The sequence below is a fragment of the Marinicella gelatinilytica genome, assembly GCF_026410405.1.
In the GTDB taxonomy this organism is placed as follows: domain Bacteria; phylum Pseudomonadota; class Gammaproteobacteria; order Xanthomonadales; family Marinicellaceae; genus Marinicella; species Marinicella gelatinilytica.
The window spans coordinates 123,713-147,936 of sequence record NZ_JAPMLN010000004.1 but is presented as its reverse complement, the minus strand read 5'-3'; the positions used below and the strand labels follow the sequence as shown (position 1 = coordinate 147,936).

Sequence of the window (24,224 nt, the reverse complement as noted above, 5' to 3'; positions counted from 1 at the left end):
AATCGCAGAACTTAGTGGCTAATTCAATTGAAAACCTATGCGCGAGATTGCCGTCATTCATGGTCCGAATTTAAACCTGTTAGGCAGCAGAGAGCCAACGCTATATGGTCATACCAGCTTACAGGATATGAATCAGTCCCTGGTAAAATTAGCTGACTCGATGTCGCTCAAATTGCGTTTGTTTCAGTCTAACGCCGAACATGAGTTGGTTGACTTTATTCACGGCTGCGCTGATGGCGTCGATGCTGTAATTATTAATCCGGCTGCATTTACCCATACCAGTGTTGCTATTCGCGATGCTTTATTGGCGGTTGATTTGCCCTTTATTGAGGTGCATTTATCAAATGTAGCTGCCCGTGAGCCTTTTCGACAACAGTCTTATTTTTCGGATAAGGCAGTCGCGACCATCTCTGGAATGGGCGCTGAAGGTTATTTGGCGGCCTTGCGATTTTGGGCCACATACACATTTTAGGAGTCGTTATGGATATCAGAAAAATAAAAAAACTGATCGAATTATTAGAAGCATCATCCTTAACTGAATTGGAAATTACCGAAGGTGAGGAAAAAGTTAAATTATCCAGGCAATCAATGCAAGCGCCACAAGCGCAGACTTATATGATGCCATCTGCACCACAACAAGTTGCTCAACCAGCACCCCCAAGCCCGCAGCAAACAACAGAGCAAAACCAAGACGAAGATGTACCTGAAGCCACCGGTCAAATCGTCAGAAGTCCAATGGTCGGCACCTTTTATGCCAGCCCTTCGCCTGATGCAGAACCCTTTGTTAAAGTGGGTCAATCGGTGGACATCGGTGATACCTTATGCATGGTTGAGGCCATGAAAATGTTTAACCAAATTGAGTCAGAGTTTAAAGGTAAAATAAAACGTATTCTGGTGGAAAATGCCCAACCGGTTGAATTTGACGAACCTTTATTTGAGATTGAATAAGTCCATCGGGAGACACCATGTTCAGTAAAATAGTGATAGCAAATCGCGGCGAAATTGCTTTGCGCATCTTGCGCGCTTGCCACACCATGGGCATTAAAACTGTGGCGGTCCATTCCACTGTTGATCGCAACCAAAAGCACGTTGGTATGGCGGATGAGTCCGTATGTATTGGTCCACCTCCAGCAGTAGAATCCTATTTAGATATTCCAAAAATTATTGCCGCTGCAGAAGTCACTGATGCCCAGGCGATACATCCGGGTTACGGATTTTTAGCAGAAAATGCCGAATTTGCTGAATGCATTGCCGAGTCGGGATTCAAGTTTATTGGTCCACGGGCTGAAACCATCCGTTTAATGGGCGATAAGGTGGCGGCTATTGAAGCCATGAAAGCCGCCGGCGTACCTTGTGTGCCGGGTTCTGATGGCCCCTTGGGTGATGATGTCAATGACAATCTGAAAATGGCCAAAAAAATTGGTTATCCGGTGATTATCAAAGCCGCTGCCGGTGGCGGTGGTCGCGGTATGCGTGTGGTCTACACGGAAGCAGCTTTAAACAATGCCATCTTAACCACCAAAACCGAAGCCAAAGCGGCTTTTGGTGATGACACGGTTTACATGGAAAAGTTTTTAGAAAATCCGCGACATGTGGAAATTCAAGTGCTCTCGGATATGCACGGTAACGCCATCCACTTAGGAGAGCGAGATTGCTCCATGCAGCGGCGCCACCAAAAAGTGGTGGAAGAGGCACCGGCTCCGGGTATCACCGATGAGCAGCGGGCCGAAATTGGCGCGGTTTGTGTGGCGGCGTGTCAACGTATTAGATATGAAGGCGCCGGTACATTTGAGTTTTTGTATGATGCCGGTGAATTTTATTTCATCGAAATGAACACCCGAATTCAAGTGGAACATCCGGTGACAGAATTGATTACCGGTGTTGATTTGATTAAACAACAAATTCTCATTGCCGCCGGTGAGCCACTGGCGATTAAGCAAGAGGACATTGAGTTTAAAGGCCATGCCATTGAATGTCGTATCAATGCCGAAGATCCAAAAACATTTATGCCATCGCCCGGCACCATTGATATCTTTCATGCCCCGGGCGGACCGGGTGTTCGGGTGGATTCGCACATGTATGACGGCTATAAAGTGCCACCTAATTATGATTCGATGATTGGCAAGATTATGACCTATGGCGAAGATCGCATTACTGCGATTAAGCGCATGCGTTTAGCTTTGGCTGAAACCGTTGTTTCCGGTATTAATACCAATATCCCATTACAGCAAAGAATTATGCAGGATCAAGGGTTTGTTAAAGGCGGTCAGAACATTCACTATTTAGAAAAACAGCTCAATAAAGAAAAATAGGTCAATTAATAGATGCCTTTTTATGAGCTCACATTACCGGTCACAGCGGTCCAGGCCAAGTCCTTAGAGCGAATACTGACTGATTTAGGTGCGGTGGGTATCACGTATCAAGATGACAGTAATGTGCCGATTTACGAACCCTTGCCCGGCGAAACACCGTTATGGGATTTTCTTAAGTTGACGGCTTTGTTTGATAATGAACCGTCAGCCAATGGCGCTTTTCAATTGTTGTCAATACATTTGCCCGGTGTGGAAATTCTCCGCACTCAACTTCAGGATGAAATCTGGGAGCGAATGTGGATGCAGCATTTTAAGCCCATGCGTTTTGGAAAAAACAGTTGGGTCATTCCCGATGGCTATGAGCCGCTTGATGCAGACGCCATTAATTTATTTCTGGACCCTGGTTTGGCTTTTGGTACCGGCACCCATGCCACAACTGCCTTGTGTTTAAGCTGGTTAGATCAACATGATGTGCGAGGGCAACATTGGGTTGATTTTGGTTGTGGCTCAGGTATTTTGGCTATTATGGCTTTGCTACAAGGTGCTGAACGGGTTACCTGTGTAGATATAGATAATCAAGCCATTGAAGCCACTGTGCAAAATGCTCGAAAAAACAATGTCGAACAGGGCATTGAGATTGTGTCACCGGAAGCGGTCAGTGAAATCCTTCACAAAGACGGCATTTTGGCCAATATTTTGGCTGCACCGTTACTGCAATTACGTCCGATATTTGCAGATATGCTTAAACCTGGTGGTCAAATCGTCCTCAGTGGTATTCTGGCTGAACAACAAAAACAGCTCAGTCGTGAATATGCACAAAGTTTTATTGACATTGAATGTGAAAACTTAGAAGATTGGGTGCGGGTTAGTGCTCGGTTACCCCGATAATCGCGCAACATATAGATTCGATTGTTCCACCAAGGCCCACATAAGCCGTCGGTAACAACACATCATTAAATTAACTAGGTAGACTTAATGCTTTATACACAATGTAGAGGATGTGGCGAAGTATTTATTATTGACGCAGAACATCTCACTTTAGCACGCGGACAAGTCCGATGCCATGTCTGTGGAACTGTGTTTGATGCCTTAGCAACCCTCACTTCTGAGCAACCACTTGATGATGAAGATTTATTGCTGCATGACAGTGGACATGCGCCACCCCTGTTGACACGCAGTTTCCATGTCGATGAGACCGCCGCAGAAGACGCCGATGAGACATTTTTGGTAGATGATGTTGTTGCGACAGAATTTCAGCACTTAGATGACGATGAGCTTACAGATGATGACACCCCGGATTTCTTAGGTGTTGAAGAAAAACCGCTGAAAGCTGATTTGCCCTATCAGGATGCAGAGGACACCCACGAAACAGGTCGTAAATGGTGGGGACTGATGAGTGTGGTTATGGTGGCCGGGATATTATGGCAAGCACAACAAGCACTTGCTGATGGCCGTTTACGATTACCGGACAGTCAATGGGCCGATAGGGTTTGTGATGCCCTCAGCTGCGCCCAACAAAATCGCCCTCTGGATTTAACCAATATTTCTCTGGTGTCTCGTAATATCCGAAGTCATCCGGGGCGTGACAATGCCTTGATTATTTCTGCCAGTATGATTAAAACCCATTCTGAAGATCAACGTTTTCCGGCGTTGTCCATTAGCCTGTCGGACCTCAACGGCCAGGTCATCGCCATGCGCCGATTTAAGGCCAGTGAATACTTAACAGCCGATATTTTACAAGCGGGTTTTATTAACAATACCCTCGTGCCGATTACTTTAGAAATTCAAAACCCCGGTGAAAATGCGGTGGCTTTCGAGATAGGATTTAGCCAACCATGAGTGATCATCATTGTCAAAAACATTGTACCTATATGGCCGTTAATGAATACCTTGAGTCCTTAAGCGGTCATGACACCGATGGATTATATGATTTGGTGTTGGCGGAAACTGAACGTGGTATGATTAAAGCCGTGCTGGAGTGGCATAAAGGTAATCGCTCGAAAACAGCCGACACCTTAGGTATTACACGCACCACTTTACGCACTAAAATGCGTAATTTAAACATTAAGTGAAGCGAACATTTTAGACCGCTATTTTTATGTAAACCGATGCCAATCGTTGACCATAAGCGTTATAATACGCCACCTCTGAATTCAGCGCAAAAAATTCCATGAATCAAGATAATCAACGAGTTCCTATTAGACGGGCATTGATCAGCGTCACTGATAAAACCCAAATTGAGTACTTAGCCAAAGGATTGGTGCGAGCAGGGGTGGAGATTTTATCCACAGGTGGCACAGCTAAAGTGCTTAAAGAGGCAGGAATCGCTGTCACTGACATCAGTGATTACACTGAATTTCCGGAAATGATGGATGGCCGAATAAAAACCCTTCATCCTCGTGTTCACGGTGGTTTATTAGGTCGCTTAAGTGGAGATGGACATGATGACAGTGAAATAATGCATGAGCATGGCATCAAAGCCATCGATTTATTGGTGGTCAATTTATACCCTTTTGAAGCCACCACCCAAAAAGAAGGTGTCAGTTTAGCGGAAGTCATTGAAAACATTGATATTGGTGGACCCGCCATGATTCGTGCCGCCGCTAAAAACAGCCAGCGGGTTACCGTGGTGGTGGATCCTAAGGATTATGAACAGGTGTTGGAAGAAAACAAAACTTATAAAGGCATTTCCGACACCACCCGATTTGATATGGCCGGTAAAGCATTTGCTCACACGGCCCGATATGATGGCTTGATTGCCAATTATTTAACCGCTAAAAAAGGCACCCCCGAGGAATTGGATTTCCCTGAATTTTTATCGCAACAGTTTATTCACCGCAGTGAACTGCGTTATGGTGAAAACCCACATCAAAAAGCCGCTTTTTATATTGAAAAGAACCCGCCACAAGGCAGTATTGGTAATGCTTGGCAGATTCAGGGCATTGCCTTGTCTTATAACAACATTAATGATGCTGATGCCGCATTATCATGCCTAAAAGAAGTGGGTCCGGAGCCGGCTTGTGTAATTGTTAAGCACGCCAACCCATGTGGTGTGGCGTTGGAGTCAAACATTGATTTGGCCTATTTAAAAGCCTATGCCACTGATCCCACTTCAGCTTTTGGCGGTGTCTTGGCGTTTAATGGTACGGTTACGGAGAAAACCGCTGAATTAATTTTAAGTAAACAATTTGCTGAAGTTTTAATTGCACCGGAGATTACCCCTGAAGCCTTAGAAGTGTTTGCTCAGAAAAAACGCATGCGTATTCTGTGTTGTGGGGAATTACCTAAACAGCATAAACCATGGCAGAATTTTAAACGTGTTAGTGGCGGTTTATTGGTACAGGATGCTGATATTGGCATGATCAATGTCGATGATGCTAAAGTGGTGACTAAACGTCAACCCACAGAGGAAGAGTTGCGGGATATGGCGTTTGCCTGGAAGGTGGCAAAATGGGTCAAATCCAACGCCATCGTCTACGCGAAAGACGGCCAAACCATTGGCATCGGTGCCGGTCAGATGAGCCGAGTTGTATCGGCGCGTATAGCGAATATGAAAGCCGAAGATGCGGATTTAAAAGTGGCCGGTTCGGTGATGGCGTCTGATGCTTTTTTTCCGTTTCGTGATGGTATCGATGCCGCTGCTCAGGCCGGTATCACCGCCATTATTCAGCCCGGTGGCTCTAAAAAAGACCCGGAAACCATTGCCGCAGCCAATGAGCATAATATTGCCATGGTGTTCACTGACATGCGACATTTTAACCACTAAGGGTTTATATGATGACAAAAAACCGAGTTCTTATTATTGGTTCCGGCGGGCGTGAACATGCCTTGGCCTGGCGGATGGCGCAATCGTCCACAGTTGACACAGTTTTTGTGGCGCCCGGTAATGCCGGTACGCAGCAAGAGTCAGGCGTTGAAAATGTGGTTATTGATACCACTGATTTTCAAGCAGTGATTGACTTTTGTCATATCCAACAGGTCAGTTTGGTGGTGGTCGGTCCCGAGCAACCTCTGGTTGATGGCATGGTTGATGCCTTATCGGCGGCAGAAATTCCATGCTTTGGTCCGAAAGCCGCCGCCGCACGGCTAGAAGGCTCAAAAACGTTTACCAAACGCTTTATGCAAAAAAATGCGATTCCAACCGCTGATTATGCTGAATTTAGTGATTTGGATAAAGCCTTGAAGTATTTGCAAAGTTGCGAATATCCGCAGGTTATTAAAGCGGATGGATTAGCCGCCGGTAAAGGTGTGGTGATTGTTAAGGATCAACAGCAGGGTGAAGCGGTGGCCACTGATATGCTCAGTGACAATAAATTTGGAGAAGCCGGGCGGCGCATTGTTATTGAAGAATTTTTACACGGTGAAGAAGCCTCATATATTGTGATTAGTGACGGCAAAACCTTTATTCCCATGGTAACATCACAGGACCATAAAGCCCGCGACGATGGTGACCAAGGCCCCAATACGGGTGGCATGGGTGCTTACTCGCCGGCACCGGTGGTGACACCTGAAATCGAAGAAAAAATCATCGAACAAGTCATTAAGCCCACCTTAAAAGGCATGGCCAAGGAACAGCCTTTTGTCGGTTTTTTATATGCCGGTGTGATGATCAATCAAGGTGAAGTGAAGGTATTGGAGTTTAATGTGCGTATGGGCGATCCGGAAACTCAACCTATCATGATGCGCCTGAAAAGTGATTTAGACAGCTTATGTTTAGCCGCAGTGAATGGTGAATTAGCTGAACACAGTATCCAGTGGGATAAAAGGCCGGCCTTGGGCGTGGTGATGGCTGCCGGTGGTTACCCGGAAAACTATGCAAAAGGTGCGGTTATTGAAGGCTTGCCTGTATCGCAAACTGACGTCAAAGTATTTCATGCCGGCACTGCCGTAAGTAACGAACAAGTGGTCACTTCAGGTGGCCGGGTATTATGTGTTTGTGCTTTAGGTGATAACCTGACGGAGGCGCAACAAAAAGCCTATGCCGGCGTGCAATCTATAACCTGGCAAGATGTTTACTACCGCACGGATATTGGTCACCGGGCTTTGTCAAGATAATGCCACTCAATCCAGCCGACAAACATGTGAAGTTCTACTCTTTGGGTGAGGAACGCTTAAATATTTTTAGCCATGCGTTCGGTCTCATGTTGAGTTGTGTGGGCCTGGTTTTATTAATACTGCGGGCCACATCACAAGGAACCCTATGGCATGTGCTTGGATTTTCTGTTTTTGGTGTGAGCCTGATTATGTTGTATGCCGCCTCCACCATTTACCACACCACCCAAACCCCGCAACGGCGAATTCGCTGGCGGGTGGTGGACCATGCAGCCATTTATATTTTAATTGCCGGTACCTACACGCCTTTTATGTTGACCACTTTGCGAGGGTCTTTAGGTTGGACTTTGTTGGCTGTGACTTGGGGGATGGCTTTGCTGGGCATTGTTCTCAAACTGTTTTTTACCGGCCGTTTTACCGTGGTTTCCACCTTAATGTATGTTTTTATGGGTTGGTTAATTATGTTTGCCATTAAACCGATGGCAGTGGCTTTACCCGAAGCCGGTATTTATTGGCTGATCGCCGGTGGTATCTCTTATACCGTGGGTGCCATTTTATATGCCATCAAAGCCATACCTTATAATCACGCCATTTTCCACTTTTTCGTGTTATTCGGCAGTTTCAGTCATTTTATGGCGGTTTATGGTTATATTATTCATTGATACGAATAATTTCACAGTCTGTACTTAGGTTCTTTAAGCGCTGAAACATGGCGTCAGTTGCTAAACATTTATGCTGACTGTTGACCAATAATACTTCATCGAGCCGTAAGTTTTTCGCCACTTGCAGCCAGTGATCGCTGCCGGCGACAATTAGAGCGGTGGCAGCGGCATCCGCGGTTATGCCATCAGTGGCAATCACGGTGGCTGAGATAATGTCTTGCACCGGTAAACCGGTACGGCCATCAATAATATGGGCATAACGTTTGTCGTCAAAGGCTTTGTAGCGCTGATAATTGCCTGAAGTAAACACAGCTTCATCACCAATAATTTGCAATTCGGCTAAAACACCTTGGTTTTTGGGTGATTGAATGCCAATGCGCCAGGCACGGTCACCTTTTTGGCCGATGCTTCGTAAATCGCCACCGGCATTAACAATGGCATTTTCAATGCCGTAATCTCGGATTATGGCAATCGCCTGATCAACCGCCAAACCTTTGGCAATACCTCCAAAATCGAGCCATATATGTTGATTGTCGGCACTGAGAACTAAATCATTTAAATGCAGATTATTGACAGTTATCTGTTGATTGGCCAATTGTTGAATGGCTTCAATAGTCGGCGGTGGGCTGGTAATGGGGTAGTCATCGGTGTGAAACCCCCAGAGATTAATCAGTTCGCCGATGGCCGGATTAAAGTGGTGGTTAGTGCGCCTGGACAGCTCAATAACCCGGCGCATAAAAACGGCTTCATCAGGGGTTAATTCAATGCTTTTACCGGCGCGTAAAGCGGTATTAATGTCTTGTAAGCGACCCGGTTTCCAGGCATGCCATTGTTGGTGCATGTTTTTAAACAGATCATCAATGTCACCAATGGCTTGTTCAGCGCGCACAGCATCGTGATGCCAGATAGTAATATTAACCAAGGTACCAAAAACAAAAATTTGACGTTGATGGCTGTCATATTGGGGGTTAAAACAGCTGCTCAGTAAAACTGTACACAGCAGTAAGGTCAGTATTTTGTTCATGCCTAAATTGTAACGTATCTGACTTCCATGTGGTGAGATGAAAGGTTATCAGGCGTAATATCGGTGCTAATTTTTTCTGCAGGGTTTGGTTTTTTTGTTACACTATTGGCCTCAAAGAAAATAAAGGGACAGCCTGTGGATCAACCGTATTTTATTGAAAGTGATGCCGTCCTATTTGGGGTTTTGGCCCTAATTCTGGGACTGATTTTTTACACCAAACAAAGTAAACACCCAATATGGGTGAAGTTTTATACCTACATTCCGGCATTGTTGTTGTGCTACTTAATACCTTCCTTTCTAACCACCTTCGGTTTAATCAATGTTGAGGATTCTCAGTTGTATTACATGGCCTCGCGTTATTTATTGCCGGCGGCGCTGGTGCTATTGACCTTGAGTGTGGATTTAAAAGGAATAATCCGCTTAGGGCCTAAAGCGGGCATTATGTTTCTCACCGGTACGCTGGGTATTGTTATCGGTGGGCCGGTGGCTTTTATCGTGACCCGCTGGTTGTTTCCTGAAGCATTTGCCGGCTCCGGTGGCGAAGATATTTGGCGTGGCATGACCACCCTGGCCGGTTCCTGGATCGGCGGCGGTGCCAATCAGGCGGCCATGATGGAAGTCTGGGAGGTATCCGGACCGGCCTTCACTCAAATGGTGGCCATTGATGTGGTGTGGGCCAATATCTGGATGTCGATTTTATTATTAATGGCAGCGCGTTCAGCCAAAATTGATGCCAGAACCGGTGCTGACGTCTCGGCCATTGAGCGCATTAAACTCAAAATGGAAACCTTTCAAAAAGAGAATGAAAGGCCGGTTAAATTAGATGATTTAATGCTGATAGCCGCCATCGCATTTGGCGTCACCGGTCTTGCTCATGCAGTTGCCAATTGGTTGGGACCGGCCATCGGCAGTACCTTTCCGGTGTTGGCGGAAGTTAATTTAGATTCAACATTTTTCTGGTTGGTAATTTTTGCCACCCTTGGTGGTGTGTTATTATCTTTTACCAAAGCCAGAAATTATGAAGGTGCCGGCGCTTCAGCAGTGGGGTCAGTGTTTATATATATTCTGGTGGCCACCATTGGTTTAAAAATGGATGTCACGCAGATAAAACCGTTTTTATTTGTCATTGGTGGCGTTTGGATTTCTATTCATGCCGCCTTGTTATTGTTGGTGGGTAAGCTGATTAAAGCACCGGTATTCTTTTTAGCAGTCGGCTCACAAGCCAATGTCGGTGGTGCCGCTTCAGCACCGGTGGTGGCATCGGCTTTTCATGTGGCCTTAGCGCCGGTTGGGGTTTTGTTGGCAGTTTTTGGTTATGTAGTCGGCACTTCGGCAGCGATGTTGACAGGAATTATTTTGCAATATTTAGCGACGTAGTGATATGAGTTTATTAAAGCGACTTAAACATGCCAACACACCTGCCAAAATGAAGCGGCTTATGAACTGGTATGGCCCTTATTTAGGGGCCGGTGTACGTATCGATGAAATTGCCGAAAACTGGCAGCGCGTTACTGTTAGCATGAAACAACATTGGTATAACACCAATGCCGTGGGCACCCATTTCGGCGGTTCTTTGTACGCCATGGTGGATCCGCAATATATGTTGATGCTGATGCGAATTCTGGGGTCTGATTACATTGTTTGGGACAAAGCCGCCAGTATTAACTTTATCAAGCCGGGTAAAGGTAAAGTGTCAGCCACCATGACAGTTAGTGATGCTGAAATTGCACGCATTAAACAAGCCACGGCAAATGGTGAAAAAGATTTGCCAATATACAAATTAGTGATTACCGATGAATCCGGTGACACCGTGGCTGAGGTTAATAAAACCTTATATATTCGAAAAAAGCGTAATGACTAAGGACGATGATATTTTGATACGTATCGGTGGTAAAACTTATCGCCTGCGTGATGATGTGGTGTCCTTACGGAAAATCCCCTGGACACAGAGAAAACGGCTGATCGAGATTTTAGAGACGATGAAACAGGCCGAATATGTGCCGGCAAAAGATCAGCAGCCACCCCAATCTAATGAAATATCCACTATGCCAGCTGTGGCAACGCTAAAAACTAAACAGGCTAAGCCAGAAAAGCCGGCAACACAACAACAGCCCCCTCAAGATGCAGAGGCCATGATGCAACGGTTTTTGGCGGAGCAACACGGTCACAGATCTTCGATACCCAGTAAAACATCGGTTTATAAATGGTTTTTAATTATTTTTTCCGTTATTTTGTTGCTGGTGTTGATTTTTTAAATGCGCTGTTTGAACTTGGTTGGTGATGTGGCATGAGTACTAAAACTTGAAAAACAAGTGCATTTCAGGTATAACAATTATTATATAAATTGATAGAAAATCAGGGTTTTATTAAAGCCTCTGGTTTTTTATTTCACCCATGATTTAAGGAGTATACGATGGCTAATAAAGATCCCTATGGCGTCAAAAAAACAATTCAAGTCAATAATAAAAACTACGATTACTTCAGTTTAAAGGCCTTACAAGCACAAGGACATGCGATTGAGAAATTACCTTTTTCAATTCGGATATTGTTGGAAAATGCGGTACGTAATTTTGACGGTTTTGGTGTCACCAAGGAACACATTGAAACACTGCTTAATTGGCAGCCCAAGGGGTCTGATGATGACATTCCTTTCAAACCGGCGCGTGTATTAATGCAAGATTTTACCGGCGTTCCTGCGGTGGTGGATATTGCTGCGATTCGTTCAGAAGTGGCGCGTAAAGGTAAAAATGTGGATTTAATTAATCCGTTGATTCCGGTTGATTTGGTGATTGATCACTCGGTACAAATTGATTATTTTGGTACCCGTGATTCCTACCAGCGCAACATGGAAATGGAATATGAACGAAATGAAGAACGCTATCAGTTATTAAAATGGGCACAAAAATCATTTACTAACTTTTCGGTGGTGCCACCGGGTATGGGTATTTGTCACCAGGTCAACCTGGAATATTTATCGCAAGGCGTGATTGCCCGCGACGGTCAGTTATTTCCTGATACCTTAGTCGGTACCGACAGTCATACGCCGATGGTCAACGGTATTGGTGTGGTGGCCTGGGGTGTCGGTGGTATCGAAGCCGAAGCCGCCATTTTAGGTCAACCGATTTACTTAATTATGCCCGAAGTGGTGGGTTTGAAGCTCACCGGAGAGTTGCCTTTAGGTTCCACGGCCACGGATTTGGTGTTGACGGTGGCAGAATTGCTGCGTTCCCATGGTGTTGTGGGTAAATTTGTTGAAGTCTTTGGTGATGGATTGGATAACTTATCTGTTCCGGATCGTGCCACTTTGGGCAATATGTCACCGGAATTTGGTTGCACCATTACCTATTTCCCGATTGATGATAAAACCCTGGACTATATGCGCACCAGTAACCGTTCAGAGGAACAAGTTGCGCGGGTGGAAGCTTATTGTAAAGAAAATATGTTGTGGCGTGAAAACGAAGAGGCCATTAACTATTCCACGGTGTTGGAATTGGACATCAGTAACATTAAACCGACATTGGCCGGACCCAAATTACCGCAGCAAAAAATCCTGCTGGAAAATATCAAACCAAAATTTGGTGATTTGTTACATGGTGGTTTTGGTCGTTCATACATTGAACAAGATGACCGTGAAACCATTGAAGATATGAAAACACGCTTTCAGGAAGAAGGGGGCGCGCAACCGGTTGAGATGCATGACACCAGTAATTTGCAAAATAAACTGCACGGTAAAAAAACCGAGAATGGTTTAAAAAGTGTCTGGATTGAACAAGACCGGGTGAAATATAAGTTTTCCGATGGCTCCATTGCCATTGCCGCCATTACATCCTGTACCAACACCTCCAATCCATTCGTAATGATTGGTGCCGGTTTGGTGGCGCGTAACGCCAGAAAACGCGGTATCGACGTTAAACCATGGGTCAAAACTTCTTTGGCACCGGGCTCAAAAGTGGTCACAGATTATTTAAACAAAGCCGATTTAATGCGCGATTTTGAAGCGCTGCAGTTTCACTTAGTGGGCTATGGTTGTACCTCTTGTATCGGTAACTCAGGACCTTTATTGCCGAAAGTGGAACAAGCGGTGAAGCAATATGACATGGTGGCGACTTCGGTGTTATCAGGTAACCGCAACTTTGAAGCACGCATTCACCCATTGGTTAAAATGAATTTCCTGATGTCGCCAATGCTGGTGGTGGCTTTTGCCATTGCTGGCCGCATTGATATCGATATGGAAAATGAGCCGTTAAGTTTTGATAAAAATAATGATCCGGTTTATTTAAAAGATATCTGGCCCAGTGATGATGAGATAAATGCCATTATGGCCGAAGTACTGACACCGGAAGATTTTGCCAAAAACTACGGTGAGATTTTTGCCGGTAACGAAATCTGGCAACAACTCCCTGTGGCCGAAGGTAGTCTCTACAAATGGGAAGATAAATCAACTTATGTACAGGAAATACCGTTCTTTAAAGATATCTCAGAACAGCCGCCGGCATTACAGGACATCCAGGGCGCACGCACCTTATTAAAACTGGGTGACAGCACCTCCACTGACCACATTTCGCCGGCCGGTTCATTTTCAGCAGAATCCGCAGCCGGTCAATACCTTATCAGCAAAGGTGTGGATCCGGCGGATTTTAACTCCTATGGTTCCCGTCGCGGTAATGACGAGGTCATGGTGCGCGGTACTTTTGCCAATGTTCGCATTAAGAACGAACTGGTGGATAAAGAAGGCGGCTTTACCAAATACCTGCCAACCGGTGAAGAAATGACGGTTTATGAAGCTGCTCAGAAATACCGTGAAGACAACACGCCATTGGTGGTCTTAGGTGGTACTGAATACGGTAGTGGTTCATCCCGTGACTGGGCCGCCAAAGGCACCGCCTTGCTGGGTATTAAAGCAGTGCTGGTGGACAGTTATGAACGGATTCACCGCAGTAACTTAGTCGGTATGGGTGTCATGCCATTGCAATACAAAGACGGTGAAAATGCCGCCAGTTTGGGCTTAGACGGCACCGAAACCTTTACCATTACCGGCATTGCCGAAGGTTTGACACCACATAAAGAAGTGACGGTTAAAGCCGTAAAAGACAATGGTGATGAGATTAATTTCAAAGCCGTGGCCCGTTTAGACTCTGAGATTGAAATTGCCTATTATCAACATGGTGGTATTTTGCAATACGTACTGCGAGATTTTCTCAAAGAGGCGTAAATAATGTCTCAGATGGATATTGTGACAAAGCGGATTTATGAAGATGCAGCCAACAGAGACGGTCACCGGGTTTTGGTGGACCGTCTCTGGCCGCGTGGCGTCAGTAAAGATGAAGCGCGGTTGGATGACTGGTGTAAGGAATTGGCGCCGTCCGATGAGTTACGACAATGGTTTGATCATGATGCCGATAAGTTTGATGAGTTTTCCAAAAAATACAAAAAAGAGCTCAAAGACTGCGAAGATAAGCTCGATGAATTGGTGAATATCGCCAAACACAAACGGGTGACAATACTATACGGTGCCAAAGATGAAGAGCATAATCAGGCGGTGGTGTTAAAAGAGGTGTTGTGTGAGCGAAGTTGATCAGGCGAAAATGGACATCACCCATAATATCGGTGTTATTCAAGAACGCATCCGACAAGCCTGTTTGAAATCTAATCGACGTGCCAATGAAGTTCGTTTGTTGTTGGCCACCAAAACCGTGGATGTCCCGCGAATCGAGCAGGCCCTGGGCCTAATGGATAAGCCCTTGATGGGCGAAAACCGGGTGCAGGAATTAGAACAAAAAGGCCCTGATTTAAAACAACCGCTGCCGGAAATCCATTTCATTGGTCACTTACAGAGTAATAAAATTAAACACGTGCTGCGTTGGGTCGATTGTATTCAGTCAGTGGATCGCCTGTCGCTGGCAAAGAAGTTACAAAAACGGCTGGAATTTGAAAACAAACACATCGATGTCTTGGTTCAGGTGAACACCTCATACGAAGACAGCAAATTTGGCGTTAAGCCGGACCAGGCAGTGGCACTGGTCAAAAAAATCAGTACGTTTGCTCGTATTCACATCAAAGGTTTGATGACAATTGGCTTATTTTCTGACGATAAAGACAAAGTGCGGGCCTGTTTCAAACGGCTGGTTGCCATTCAGCAGGATATCAATTCCTTACAAATCCCAGGCGTAGTCATGGACGAGCTGTCCATGGGCATGAGCGGTGACTTAGAGATTGCCATCGAAGAGGGCGCCACCATTATTCGCGTCGGCACCGCTGTATTCGGCGAACGTCAATATCCGGACAGTTACTACTGGAACGAATCGGACAATAACGATTAGACAAACCAATGTCTATCTAAATCAGGTGGCACGTAATGCTTTAAATAATCGACGATACCTTCGGCATCAACCGCAATGTGATAAAGTTGACGGTAGGTTTGTTTGGTGAATTTTTCGGCATACAACACTTCAAAGAAATCCAATAACTGATCGTAATAGCCATGAAAATTGGCAATGATAATGGGTTTTTGATGAAAGCCCAATTGTTTTAAAGTCATTACTTCAAACAATTCCTCTAAGGTTCCGAAACCACCGGGTAGGGCAATAAAAGCATCGGCCACTTCAATCATTTTGTTTTTGCGCGAAGGCATATCATGGGTGATGATTTGCTCATCATCATGGGCATTCATCAGGGCATCAATTTTCAAAACTTCGGGGGTAATGCCGAGGGTTTTACCGCCATGTTTTTGGATGGAATTGGCCACTTGGCCCATCAGTCCGGTGCCGCCACCCCCATAAACCAAAGTCCATTTATTCTTAGCCATCAGCTCGCCCAGCTGATCGGCAGCGGTGAAGTAATGTTGTTCAATGTCGCGGCTGGACGCGCAATAAACAGCGACATGGCTTATTTTATAGGCTGACATACGACGTTAGTCCTCAGGTGCTTTTTTCAATTGCCGATAGTAAAATCGGTTGGGATGCACTATCTTAACCAAATCCTGTTCCAGGGGCAAAGGGTGGTCTAAAATCATCGCCATCAAATGTTTCGCCAGTAACGGTGCTGTGGTGTAACCGCGAGAACCTAAACCGGTCATGACGTAGAGGTTATCTTTGGTTAAAGCCGGCGGATAATGCTGCCAATGTCGGCCATGGTGCAAATCTGCATAATCATGACTAAATTGCTGAGCATCCACCACTGGGCCACACAACGGCAAATGATCCAGAGAATTGGCACGAATCCCGGCATGTGTCGAGATCAGTTGTGCCGACGTGAGAGCTTCACATGGGCTGTTTTTTTGCCAGCGATTTAAATTCAGCGAAGGCGCTTTGGGCTCAACGGCATCAAACCAGTGTGCCTGCTCAAGATGCTGGTAATCACCGCCGATAAGTACCTGATGCCGGTCTTTATTCGGAATTAAATAGCCGTTATTCAATTGCGCACGGTTCAATGCCGAAGGCCAGGGGCTTAACTGATAAAGTTCAGTTTGACCTTTGCGGGCAGTCATAAAGTCATTAAATTCCGGTAATAAAGCCAGGCTTTTAATGCCGCCGGCGATGACCAATACATCATAACAATCCATGGTTTGCTGCCGGTCGTCGTGAAGCAGCCATTGATTATGCGAATTTTGTTCAATGTGAGTGACCTGCGCCCCTCGCCAGTTATCTACCGCCGTAGAAAATTTATCGGCCAAAGTACGGGTGTGGATAAAGCCTGAACTTGGGTAATTAAAACCATGTTCTGCAGCTTGAATCAAATCAGCGGGTAATTGAAGTCGCGCATCATCGGTCAATGCGGGGCTTGTGGTTTCGCTAACACCAATGGCATTAAAAACAGAGGCAGGATAAAACCCCAAAGCGGTTTCAAATGCACGCCAATAAAATAAGGCCTCAGGAGAACTTTGTGCCGTTAAATAGGGCATTACCAGGGCATAGGCATTGCCGGATGCACCGCTTAATGGTGCAGGCTGTTCATCAAAAACCGTGACCTGTAAGTCGTGTTGCTTCGCCACTTGAGCCAGACACATACCGGCAATACCGCCGCCAATAATGGCCATACTTTTGGGTTTGGTCATGGCTTTAGGCGTCGGTGCCCAAGGTTGTTTGTCAATGTGTGGCTTGGTGGCTGCCTTGAAGCGGCCGACCAGACGTTCACGCTTGCCTTGAAAGCCGGGTGTTTTGCTTACTTCAAAGCCAACAGTCTGTAGGTTTTTACGCACCTGTGAAGCGGCCGTAAAGGTGGCAAAAGTGCTACCGGGCACGGATAAACGTGCCATTTCAGTGAATAAGTCAAGTGACCACATGGCCGGATTTTTAGCCGGTGAAAAACCATCTAAAAACCAGGCATCCACACAGGCGTTCAGCTGCCGGAAACAAGCAGTGGCATCACCCAATAATAAGTACAGGGTGATGTCTTGATCTATGGTGTGGCAATGAAAACCGGCACGCCGTTGTTGAAAAACTTGCCGAATGTTGACTAAACCCTGATGTAAATCGGGAAATGACTGATAGGCTTTATCTAATTGTTCGGGTGTTAATAACCATTGCTCGGTACTGATAAAGTGCAGGTGTTTGGGTTTTGCAGCAGTGGCTTGCCACAGTTGCCGGGTGGTTAGGAAATTAAGTCCGCTACCGAAGCCGGTTTCGGCGATCACAAAGTTATTATTGGTTTTTTTATCTGCCCATTGTTTCGGTAATTGGTTACCCACATGGAAAACATACTGAGATTCTGCGACTGCATTGCTGTGATGATAAATATCAGCAAATTGGCGATTATAAAGCTGTCCTTGTTGGGTACTGATGTCCGCTGATAGAATGTTATGATAACTAAGCGGATTCATGGTGGATAAAACTGGGATTTAGTCGATTTTCTTGGCTTGGCTTATTAACTGACATTGTGCGCATAAAATACCTTGTGACCGATATTTTTGAGTGTTGATGGCGGCATTTATAATCTTTAAGTAAATGGTTTGTTGATGACAATCGGAACATTTAACCCTAATAATTTCATCTTTATCATTGATAATATCTTGATTCATGATTTACACACAATTTTTAATCCCCTGTCTGCAAAGCATATCACGAAATGATCCAATTGATAGCGGCAAGTTATTTAATTTTAACCTGTGGTGCATTTAGGACAGAACACAACAAGTTTTGTCATATCGACCGAGCGAAGCGAGTGGAGATATCTCCTGACGATGGAGATTTGCGATAAAATTGGCGAGATTCCTCCGTGCGCTTTGCTTAGTCGGAATGACATGGCACTTTTAGGTGCTGAAAGCAATCTTGAGAACCAATTATCATTCCAAATGCACCACGGGTTAATTTTAGATAATTTATTCATTGATTAAGTTACAATATTGACATGACATCTAAATCGCACTCAATAGAAATACCCGGTTATCGCATTATTCGCCAAATTGGTGAAGGCGGTATGAGTGTGGTTTATTTAGCATATCAGGAATCTTTAAAGCGAGAAGTGGCGTTAAAAATCATGCGACCGGTGATTGCCGATGAGGGTAATGTGGTGAATCGCTTTAAACAAGAAGCAGAGATCATTGCTAAGCTGTATCACCCCAATATCGTCAGTATTTATGATGTCGGTTCTGTTGATGAACACACTTTATTTTATGCCATGCCTTATTTGCAGCATGGCGATTTAACCGGCTTTGCGTATCACAATGATGAAGAACTCATCCGTGTGATGACGGGTTTGTGCCAAGGCTTTGCCTATGCCCATGCCCAGGGTGTAGTGCATCGCGATATTAAACCTGAAAATATTTTATTTGATCAATTTGGTAATGTGAAGATTGCTGATTTTGGCATTGCCCTTAGCAGTGGTAAGCGTCGATTCACCAAAGATCAACGCATTGTCGGCAGTATTCATTATTTAAGTCCCGAGCAAGCGCGCTCAAAGCATGTGGATGCCCGTTCAGATATCTACGGTTTGGGTGCCATTTTGTATGAAGCACTCACCGGACAACCGGTGTTTGATGCGCCCGATGATTTAGCTATTATGATGGCCCATGTGGAAAGCCCGATTCCACGATTACCGGAAAAAGTGGCACATTGGCAAGACGTTATTGACCGCTGTCTGGCAAAATCACCGAATCAGCGATTTCAATCAATGGAGGCCCTACAAAAAGCCATTGAATCCATCACCCCACAAGTTGACCATGGCCCCATAAGACGGTTAACAGCCTGGCCTTATTTGTTGGTGTCTTTCGCCTTATTGTCGGTGATGGCCGGTTGGTGGCTGTGGACTAAAATAATGAGTCCCGTGACAATTTCTGCGGAACAAAATATCTCCTTACAACAGTCAAACAAGAAACAAGCCATTGACTTTGTCAGCACTCAGGAAGAAAACAGCGAAACCACTGATGGGAATGACGTAGAAGACAATCCCGACCCACAGTTAAGCACTGAAACAGTCAATAATTTGCTGAACCAGGCCAAACAAAACATCGTACGTAAACAATTAACCACACCAACCGATGATAACGCCCTCGATAAATTACTCACTGTATTGGCAGACCGGCCACAGCAAGAAGAAGCGCGACAGCTGTTGTCTGAGATCAGTGACGGCTATTTTGAACTGGCTTATCAGGCGGTATTAAATAAAAACCATGACCAAGCGGAAAGCTTTGCTGATTCAGTCACAACGGTACGTCACAAAGTGGCTTTGGTCGATGAGCGTTTGCTTAAATATTTAACCGACCACAGTGAAATGACGGTCAGTTTACTGTTGGGTAGCTTAGCTGAACAAGTCCGGGCAGCAGTGAGCAATAATAACCGTCCTCAGGCTGAGCGGTTAATTAATCTAACCGATGTATTAATGCCGGATCATCGCATTGTCACTGAATTGAATGAGGCGTTAGCAGGTATGCCAACAAGTGGTCAGGTGGTGACTGATAAGCTGGGTATTCAATCCGTATTAATAACACCTCAGTCAAATCAATCTCTTGGCTATGGCTTTTATGCCACGCAAACTGAAATCACCATGGCCCAATACCAACAATTCAGAGAAGCCACAAATCGTCCGCTAGAACGGTGTCAGAGTGCGCTCAAGTCAAATTTAATATTTTCTAAACGTAGTCTGGATAATGTGGGATTTAGTTTGAGTGAAGATGTGCCTGTTGTTTGTGTCACTTGGCAGGATGCGATGGATTATGCTGACTGGTTGAGCCAACAAACCGGCCACTCATATGAATTACCCACATGGTCTGAATGGCAATTAATGGCATCCCAAACAGATCAACCCAAAACATGTGGTCAACACAATCTGGCCGGCCGTGAATTTCCCGATAAAAAAGAAGGCATTAATTATTATGATTGTGATGATGGTTTTCCGCATTTAGCGCCGGTACACTCCTTTGCGTCTGACGGTTTGGGCTTAAACGGCGTTTACGGAAACGCCGCTGAATGGTTGGCAGGCTGTGAAGAGCCGGGTAAAGTCAAATCATTTTTTAGCCCTGATAAACCCTGTGACGTTAACCCGGCAGCAGGCTTGTCCTGGTTATCTGATCAATCAGATGGCGGCCGAAAAGTACCCATAAAATATGGTGATGCCTATACCCACATTGGCTTTCGCTTAATTCGGCGCTAATTATCTATTCAGAATAAAACCGTTGCGTGACGATGTTCTGTTCGCCACCGGAAACGATTAACTGAATACTTTCCCTTGATTCGAGCTGATAGCTTAATCGCTGATAGTCAGCCGCGTTAACGGCCTTAAATAACTCATTCTGACCCAAAGACAAAGTTTGCAGTGATGATATGGGTGTTAGTGTATCAGTTACATCAATGTTGTCGAGTTGTGCCTGGTCTTCTTTTTTCACCATCACCCAGCCGCTGTGAAGCCCATGTTGATAATCATGATAAATAATCGGTGGAATGTCACATTCTCCGGCATTACTGTGAAAAAAATAGTAAATTTTACTGCCATGACGCACGCTTAAATCATCAATCAGCCGTAAGCCGTTGAGCTGTTGGCAGCTGTTTTGGTAGAAAGAAATTTGTTGGGTCAATTTGAGCGCTGTGTGCTCAACCACCAATAAAGCCGATTGGTTCGGTGAATCTGTATAACGTAAATTCATTAAGGCCAATTGTTTTTGACGACCATGTTTTTGATTCATCGGATGCGGTAAAGCCGGAATCAAATATTGCGAATCATCGTAATAGTAATTCAAAGCCGCTGCAGTCATAAAATGATCAGCAATGATGGTTTGACCTGGCTGTTGTAGCTCATTGGTTTTGGCAGCCAATTCCTGCCAGCCAATGGCATTGTTAATTAGCTGTTTATGGTTGGTTGACATTATTGGAAGTGCATGCAAAAGTATATAGAATCCCAATAAAAATAACACCTGAGCCAAACCACCTGTGATTACCGCCCATTTTTTTAAAACCAAATGTCGTTCGGAAAAGCTGGCAGCAACCAGTAATAACAACAAATAAGTCGGTAACGGCCAATGGACATTGGTGCGTAAATTATCCGAAAAAAACCCCAATACCGCATATAACAACCAATACATAATCGCCAGCAGTTGCATAAAATGTAAAGCTTGAAGGTCATGGTTCGCTTTAACAGGTGGCCGCTTAAAACTGACAACACACAGCCAAAAAACCAACGGCGTGGTGATTATCACTTGCCCCAGAAAAAACCACATATGGCTTAACTGAAATTGCCAGGGATTGCGTTCACCCAATTGAAAACTAATGAGTGGAAAGTTATGCTGGACGTTGAATATAAAAATCGACAAAAAACCCAATAGCGTCATCGGTAAAGTGATTTGCCACAGGGTTTTTTGTTTGAACAGCGATTGTTTATAAATAACCGCAGCCGCTACCAGCGCCATAAACAGCATAAACCAAAAACGAATATGGACATTAACGGCCAACATTAAAGTCAGCCCTAAGTAAAACGCATCCAAACCACGCGAGCTGTGCATCAGTCGAATCAAGAAAAATACCGCCAACACTGTGAAAAAAACCAACCAAATATCAGCAATGGCCAACATCCCCATTAAACCGATCAGCGGTAAAATTAAAGTCATTAACGCCGCTTGTTGCGCCGCTCTTTGTGATTGACTGATTTGTTTGACCAAGTTAAACGCAAGCCAGGGTAATGACCAACAAGCCAATAAATAAGGTAATCGCAGAAAAAATGGATGCTGCGGTAATACCGCACTGCTCAAGGCATTGAGCCAAGGCACAAATCCGGGTACTTCGCTGTATGACCATTGCGGGAAACGGCTTTCAAGCCAATAAAAAGCCTCGTCACCAAATAATTCAGTCTGCACCGCCAATAACACCTGAAGAATCATTATGGAGACCAGCAGTCCCCAGAACATCCGGTGCTTAGCGGTGCCGGTTAGCATTGTGGTACTTTGAGCCTTTTACCGGCATTAATTAAATAACGGGGTGGTTTAATGTTGTTCAAACGGGCAATTTCAGTTTTACTGGAGCAGCTGAATTGACGGCTGATGGTGCTTAATGAGTCACCTTTTTTTATGCGGTAGTAGGTGAAAGCAGGGCGCTCAGGAAAATCTGCATCGTGGATTTTTTTAGCCAAAGCCATTAATGCCGTGTCCTGACATTGTTCTTCATATATCGGCTTTAATAATTCCGGCACCACAATCGGCGAACCCTGGCTGATTACCCGTTTGGCTTTAACGGTTGGGTTTAAGTTGCGTAAGGTGCGATACCAACCCATTTGATGGTTATATTGACCAAAGCATACCGCCAGTTCACTCAGAGACACGTCATTATGGGCTTTGATAACTGCAGTGCGACCGTCCAGAGGTGTTAGTTCAACATTAAAATCATCGGGGTTAGAAAAAATCAACATCGCCGATAATACGCTGGCAATGTAACCGCGGGTTTCCCGTGGCAAATCATAATAAAAATCAGACTGCCAGATGGCTTGGTTATTGTGTTTATTATTGAGGCGTCTAAAACGATTTTCACCGGCATTATAAGCAGCCAAAATTTTGGCGTAATCATCACCATAAAGTTCACGTTGTTCCTGGATATAATCCGCTGCACCCTGAGCGGCTGTTTTGGGATGATAACGGGCATCGTAATCGCCCAAAGTGCCCACCACGCCAAAACGTTGTGCCGTGGCCGGCATAAACTGGAATAAACCACTGGCACCGGCTGAGGACATGGAGTGCACCCGACCACCGCTTTCCTGAGCAATCAGAGCCAGCATAAAATGCTCGGGAATATTCTTTTCTGTAAATGGTGGCAAAATATAGCGTTTTAAAAACTGATAATTATTCCAGGTTTCCAACAAAATCGGCCGCTTCCAGGTCAGCCATTCGTTTAATGCCGCTTGTATGCGCTGATTGGCCAACATCGGTTGGTTCAATGTGGTGACATCCAGTGGTTGTTGACTGGTTGGCTCCAGATTGGCTTGATCGGCAATCATTTCTTCAGTTTGGGTGGTTTCTTCAAACTGTTTAAAATACGCATTTAAGGCTTCTTCGCAAGTGGGGTTCTTTTGACATTGTTCGATGGCTGAAATCAATGCCGGTAAAGAAGTTTCGGATACCGATGGTTGCACCTCTTTTTTAATATTATGTTGTTGGCAACCGTTAAAAACGAATAAAGTCACAAAGAATAGAATAAGACGCATAAATCTGTTTGCAGTTAAGTGAGTATTGTGTATTATCAGTATTTTGACGTCAGCATCAACCATTCTATGGTCAATATATTGAATTCAATTAAGTCTTTTTTTGAACCAAAAAGTTCAAAAGATGATTTGAACGATGAACAAAAAGACCAACTCAACCAAGCCATCATCTGCCTGTTAACAGAAATGGTCAAGGCCGATTATGTGGAGCTGTACATCGAAAAACTGGTACTTAACGAACATCTAACCAAGCAATTAAACCTCAGCCGAGCTAAGGCCAATCACTATTTAGCCCATGCCAACATCACTGCGCAAGTATCGGTCACATTAAAACCCCAAACCGAAATCATTAACCGTTATTTGAACCGCAACGACAAACACGCATTAATGGTGCAGTTATGGCAGATTGCCTCAGCTGATGGTGAAATTCATTTGCTGGAAACCCAAACATTTTTTCAGGCCGGTGAGCAATTGGGGTTCAACAAAACCCAATTGGACAGAATTTGTCACCCTGAAAACAGCATTAATTAAGTCACCCATGTTTGGCCATAAAAAGATGAT

General features: G+C 44.9%; 23 protein-coding genes. 17 read left to right on the top strand and 6 right to left on the bottom strand.

Translation table 11 applies throughout. The annotated features are described in order from the left end of the window. Positions 1-37 precede the first annotated feature (37 nt). The 9 genes from aroQ (at position 38) to trhA (ending at position 8,026) form a co-directional block, all read left to right on the top strand. A complete protein-coding gene (gene aroQ / locus OS173_RS04075; protein WP_267183004.1) occupies positions 38-472 on the top strand; it encodes a type II 3-dehydroquinate dehydratase in 435 nt (144 codons plus the stop codon). Positions 473-480: 8 nt separating this feature from the next. Then, the gene (accB, locus tag OS173_RS04070) at positions 481-948 is read left to right on the top strand and encodes an acetyl-CoA carboxylase biotin carboxyl carrier protein (RefSeq protein WP_267183003.1); all 468 of its coding nucleotides are present in this window, start codon (positions 481-483) and stop codon (positions 946-948) included. A gap of 17 nt (positions 949-965) precedes the next feature. Further along, positions 966-2,312, top strand: a complete 1,347-nt coding sequence (gene accC, locus OS173_RS04065) for an acetyl-CoA carboxylase biotin carboxylase subunit (RefSeq protein ID WP_267183002.1) — start codon at positions 966-968, stop codon at positions 2,310-2,312. A 12-nt stretch (positions 2,313-2,324) separates the two neighbouring features. After that, entirely contained in the window at positions 2,325-3,200 is an 876-nt protein-coding gene (gene prmA / locus OS173_RS04060; protein ID WP_267183001.1) for a 50S ribosomal protein L11 methyltransferase, read from the top strand. 87 nt (positions 3,201-3,287) lie between these two features. Beyond that, positions 3,288-4,151 carry a zinc-ribbon and DUF3426 domain-containing protein gene (locus OS173_RS04055; RefSeq protein WP_267183000.1) on the top strand — a complete coding sequence of 288 codons (864 nt, stop codon included), beginning with the start codon at positions 3,288-3,290 and terminating at the stop codon, positions 4,149-4,151. Beyond that, positions 4,148-4,384, top strand: a complete 237-nt coding sequence (locus OS173_RS04050) for a helix-turn-helix domain-containing protein (RefSeq protein WP_267182999.1) — start codon at positions 4,148-4,150, stop codon at positions 4,382-4,384. The genes OS173_RS04055 and OS173_RS04050 overlap by 4 nt, the downstream gene beginning before the upstream one ends. A 98-nt stretch (positions 4,385-4,482) precedes the next feature. Then, entirely contained in the window at positions 4,483-6,078 is a 1,596-nt protein-coding gene (gene purH, locus OS173_RS04045; protein ID WP_267182998.1) for a bifunctional phosphoribosylaminoimidazolecarboxamide formyltransferase/IMP cyclohydrolase, read from the top strand. 8 nt (positions 6,079-6,086) lie between these two features. Then, positions 6,087-7,367 carry a phosphoribosylamine--glycine ligase gene (purD, locus tag OS173_RS04040; protein WP_267182997.1) on the top strand — a complete coding sequence of 427 codons (1,281 nt, stop codon included), beginning with the start codon at positions 6,087-6,089 and terminating at the stop codon, positions 7,365-7,367. A 26-nt stretch (positions 7,368-7,393) separates the two neighbouring features. Beyond that, a complete protein-coding gene (gene trhA / locus OS173_RS04035) occupies positions 7,394-8,026 on the top strand; it encodes a PAQR family membrane homeostasis protein TrhA (protein WP_267182996.1) in 633 nt (210 codons plus the stop codon). Here the strand turns inward: trhA and OS173_RS04030 are convergent. Continuing rightward, positions 8,016-9,050, bottom strand: coding sequence for an FAD:protein FMN transferase (locus OS173_RS04030; protein ID WP_267182995.1), 1,035 nt, complete (start codon positions 9,048-9,050; stop codon positions 8,016-8,018). The two genes, trhA and OS173_RS04030, sit on opposite strands and share 11 nt — an antisense overlap. Positions 9,051-9,185: 135 nt before the next feature. Between OS173_RS04030 and OS173_RS04025 the strand changes: the two genes are divergently transcribed. The 6 genes from OS173_RS04025 to OS173_RS04000 all read left to right on the top strand — a co-directional run bounded on the left by OS173_RS04025 (position 9,186) and on the right by OS173_RS04000 (position 15,370). Continuing rightward, complete coding sequence (locus OS173_RS04025; protein WP_267182994.1) at positions 9,186-10,427, top strand: DUF819 family protein; 1,242 nt, start codon at positions 9,186-9,188, stop codon at positions 10,425-10,427. 4 nt (positions 10,428-10,431) lie between these two features. Continuing rightward, positions 10,432-10,911, top strand: coding sequence for a DUF4442 domain-containing protein (locus tag OS173_RS04020; RefSeq protein ID WP_267182993.1), 480 nt, complete (start codon positions 10,432-10,434; stop codon positions 10,909-10,911). Continuing rightward, on the top strand, positions 10,904-11,305 hold the full coding sequence (locus OS173_RS04015) for a hypothetical protein (protein WP_267182992.1): 402 nt from the start codon (positions 10,904-10,906) through the stop codon (positions 11,303-11,305). The genes OS173_RS04020 and OS173_RS04015 overlap by 8 nt, the downstream gene beginning before the upstream one ends. Before the next feature lie 158 nt (positions 11,306-11,463). After that, positions 11,464-14,262 carry an aconitate hydratase gene (gene acnA, locus OS173_RS04010; protein ID WP_267182991.1) on the top strand — a complete coding sequence of 933 codons (2,799 nt, stop codon included), beginning with the start codon at positions 11,464-11,466 and terminating at the stop codon, positions 14,260-14,262. Between the two features lie 3 nt (positions 14,263-14,265). After that, positions 14,266-14,625 carry a DUF488 domain-containing protein gene (locus OS173_RS04005; RefSeq protein ID WP_267182990.1) on the top strand — a complete coding sequence of 120 codons (360 nt, stop codon included), beginning with the start codon at positions 14,266-14,268 and terminating at the stop codon, positions 14,623-14,625. After that, on the top strand, positions 14,612-15,370 hold the full coding sequence (locus OS173_RS04000) for a YggS family pyridoxal phosphate-dependent enzyme (protein ID WP_267182989.1): 759 nt from the start codon (positions 14,612-14,614) through the stop codon (positions 15,368-15,370). Before OS173_RS04005 ends, OS173_RS04000 begins: the two co-directional genes overlap by 14 nt. On the opposite strand, the gene OS173_RS03995 is transcribed toward OS173_RS04000, so the two are convergent. The 3 genes from OS173_RS03995 to OS173_RS03985 are packed head-to-tail and all read right to left on the bottom strand — an operon-like array spanning position 15,367 to position 18,066. Next, entirely contained in the window at positions 15,367-15,954 is a 588-nt protein-coding gene (locus OS173_RS03995; protein ID WP_267182988.1) for an LOG family protein, read from the bottom strand. The genes OS173_RS04000 and OS173_RS03995 overlap by 4 nt on opposite strands. 6 nt (positions 15,955-15,960) lie before the next feature. Continuing rightward, the gene (mnmC, locus tag OS173_RS03990; RefSeq protein ID WP_267182987.1) at positions 15,961-17,868 is read right to left on the bottom strand and encodes an FAD-dependent 5-carboxymethylaminomethyl-2-thiouridine(34) oxidoreductase MnmC; all 1,908 of its coding nucleotides are present in this window, start codon (positions 17,866-17,868) and stop codon (positions 15,961-15,963) included. Positions 17,869-17,886: 18 nt separating this feature from the next. Continuing rightward, positions 17,887-18,066 (bottom strand): hypothetical protein, encoded by a 180-nt coding sequence (locus OS173_RS03985; RefSeq protein WP_267182986.1) that lies wholly within the window; start codon positions 18,064-18,066, stop codon positions 17,887-17,889. A 329-nt stretch (positions 18,067-18,395) separates the two neighbouring features. Here OS173_RS03985 and OS173_RS03980 point away from each other — a divergent pair, with 329 nt between their 5' ends. Then, positions 18,396-20,636 (top strand): bifunctional serine/threonine-protein kinase/formylglycine-generating enzyme family protein, encoded by a 2,241-nt coding sequence (locus OS173_RS03980; RefSeq protein WP_267182985.1) that lies wholly within the window; start codon positions 18,396-18,398, stop codon positions 20,634-20,636. Between the two features lie 4 nt (positions 20,637-20,640). Here the strand turns inward: OS173_RS03980 and OS173_RS03975 are convergent, their stop codons facing one another. Together OS173_RS03975 and OS173_RS03970 are read right to left on the bottom strand one after the other, a co-directional pair. Continuing rightward, the gene (locus OS173_RS03975) at positions 20,641-22,407 is read right to left on the bottom strand and encodes an ArnT family glycosyltransferase (RefSeq protein ID WP_267182984.1); all 1,767 of its coding nucleotides are present in this window, start codon (positions 22,405-22,407) and stop codon (positions 20,641-20,643) included. Then, positions 22,401-23,666, bottom strand: a complete 1,266-nt coding sequence (locus OS173_RS03970) for a transglycosylase SLT domain-containing protein (RefSeq protein WP_267182983.1) — start codon at positions 23,664-23,666, stop codon at positions 22,401-22,403. Before OS173_RS03970 ends, OS173_RS03975 begins: the two co-directional genes overlap by 7 nt. 18 nt (positions 23,667-23,684) lie before the next feature. Here OS173_RS03970 and OS173_RS03965 point away from each other — a divergent pair, with 18 nt between their 5' ends. After that, complete coding sequence (locus tag OS173_RS03965) at positions 23,685-24,194, top strand: tellurite resistance TerB family protein (protein ID WP_267182982.1); 510 nt, start codon at positions 23,685-23,687, stop codon at positions 24,192-24,194. Positions 24,195-24,224 lie beyond the last annotated feature (30 nt).

Coding starts and splice junctions, on each gene's coding strand:
- aroQ (WP_267183004.1), top strand. CDS start 38: ATGCGCGAGATTGCCGTCATTCATGGTCCGAATTTAAACCTGTTAGGC.
- accB (WP_267183003.1), top strand. CDS start 481: ATGGATATCAGAAAAATAAAAAAACTGATCGAATTATTAGAAGCATCA.
- accC (WP_267183002.1), top strand. CDS start 966: ATGTTCAGTAAAATAGTGATAGCAAATCGCGGCGAAATTGCTTTGCGC.
- prmA (WP_267183001.1), top strand. CDS start 2,325: ATGCCTTTTTATGAGCTCACATTACCGGTCACAGCGGTCCAGGCCAAG.
- OS173_RS04055 (WP_267183000.1), top strand. CDS start 3,288: ATGCTTTATACACAATGTAGAGGATGTGGCGAAGTATTTATTATTGAC.
- OS173_RS04050 (WP_267182999.1), top strand. CDS start 4,148: ATGAGTGATCATCATTGTCAAAAACATTGTACCTATATGGCCGTTAAT.
- purH (WP_267182998.1), top strand. CDS start 4,483: ATGAATCAAGATAATCAACGAGTTCCTATTAGACGGGCATTGATCAGC.
- purD (WP_267182997.1), top strand. CDS start 6,087: ATGATGACAAAAAACCGAGTTCTTATTATTGGTTCCGGCGGGCGTGAA.
- OS173_RS04030 (WP_267182995.1), bottom strand. CDS start 9,050: ATGAACAAAATACTGACCTTACTGCTGTGTACAGTTTTACTGAGCAGC.
- OS173_RS04020 (WP_267182993.1), top strand. CDS start 10,432: ATGAGTTTATTAAAGCGACTTAAACATGCCAACACACCTGCCAAAATG.
- OS173_RS04015 (WP_267182992.1), top strand. CDS start 10,904: ATGACTAAGGACGATGATATTTTGATACGTATCGGTGGTAAAACTTAT.
- acnA (WP_267182991.1), top strand. CDS start 11,464: ATGGCTAATAAAGATCCCTATGGCGTCAAAAAAACAATTCAAGTCAAT.
- OS173_RS04005 (WP_267182990.1), top strand. CDS start 14,266: ATGTCTCAGATGGATATTGTGACAAAGCGGATTTATGAAGATGCAGCC.
- OS173_RS03995 (WP_267182988.1), bottom strand. CDS start 15,954: ATGTCAGCCTATAAAATAAGCCATGTCGCTGTTTATTGCGCGTCCAGC.
- mnmC (WP_267182987.1), bottom strand. CDS start 17,868: ATGAATCCGCTTAGTTATCATAACATTCTATCAGCGGACATCAGTACC.
- OS173_RS03985 (WP_267182986.1), bottom strand. CDS start 18,066: ATGAATCAAGATATTATCAATGATAAAGATGAAATTATTAGGGTTAAA.
- OS173_RS03980 (WP_267182985.1), top strand. CDS start 18,396: ATGACATCTAAATCGCACTCAATAGAAATACCCGGTTATCGCATTATT.
- OS173_RS03975 (WP_267182984.1), bottom strand. CDS start 22,407: ATGCTAACCGGCACCGCTAAGCACCGGATGTTCTGGGGACTGCTGGTC.
- OS173_RS03970 (WP_267182983.1), bottom strand. CDS start 23,666: ATGCGTCTTATTCTATTCTTTGTGACTTTATTCGTTTTTAACGGTTGC.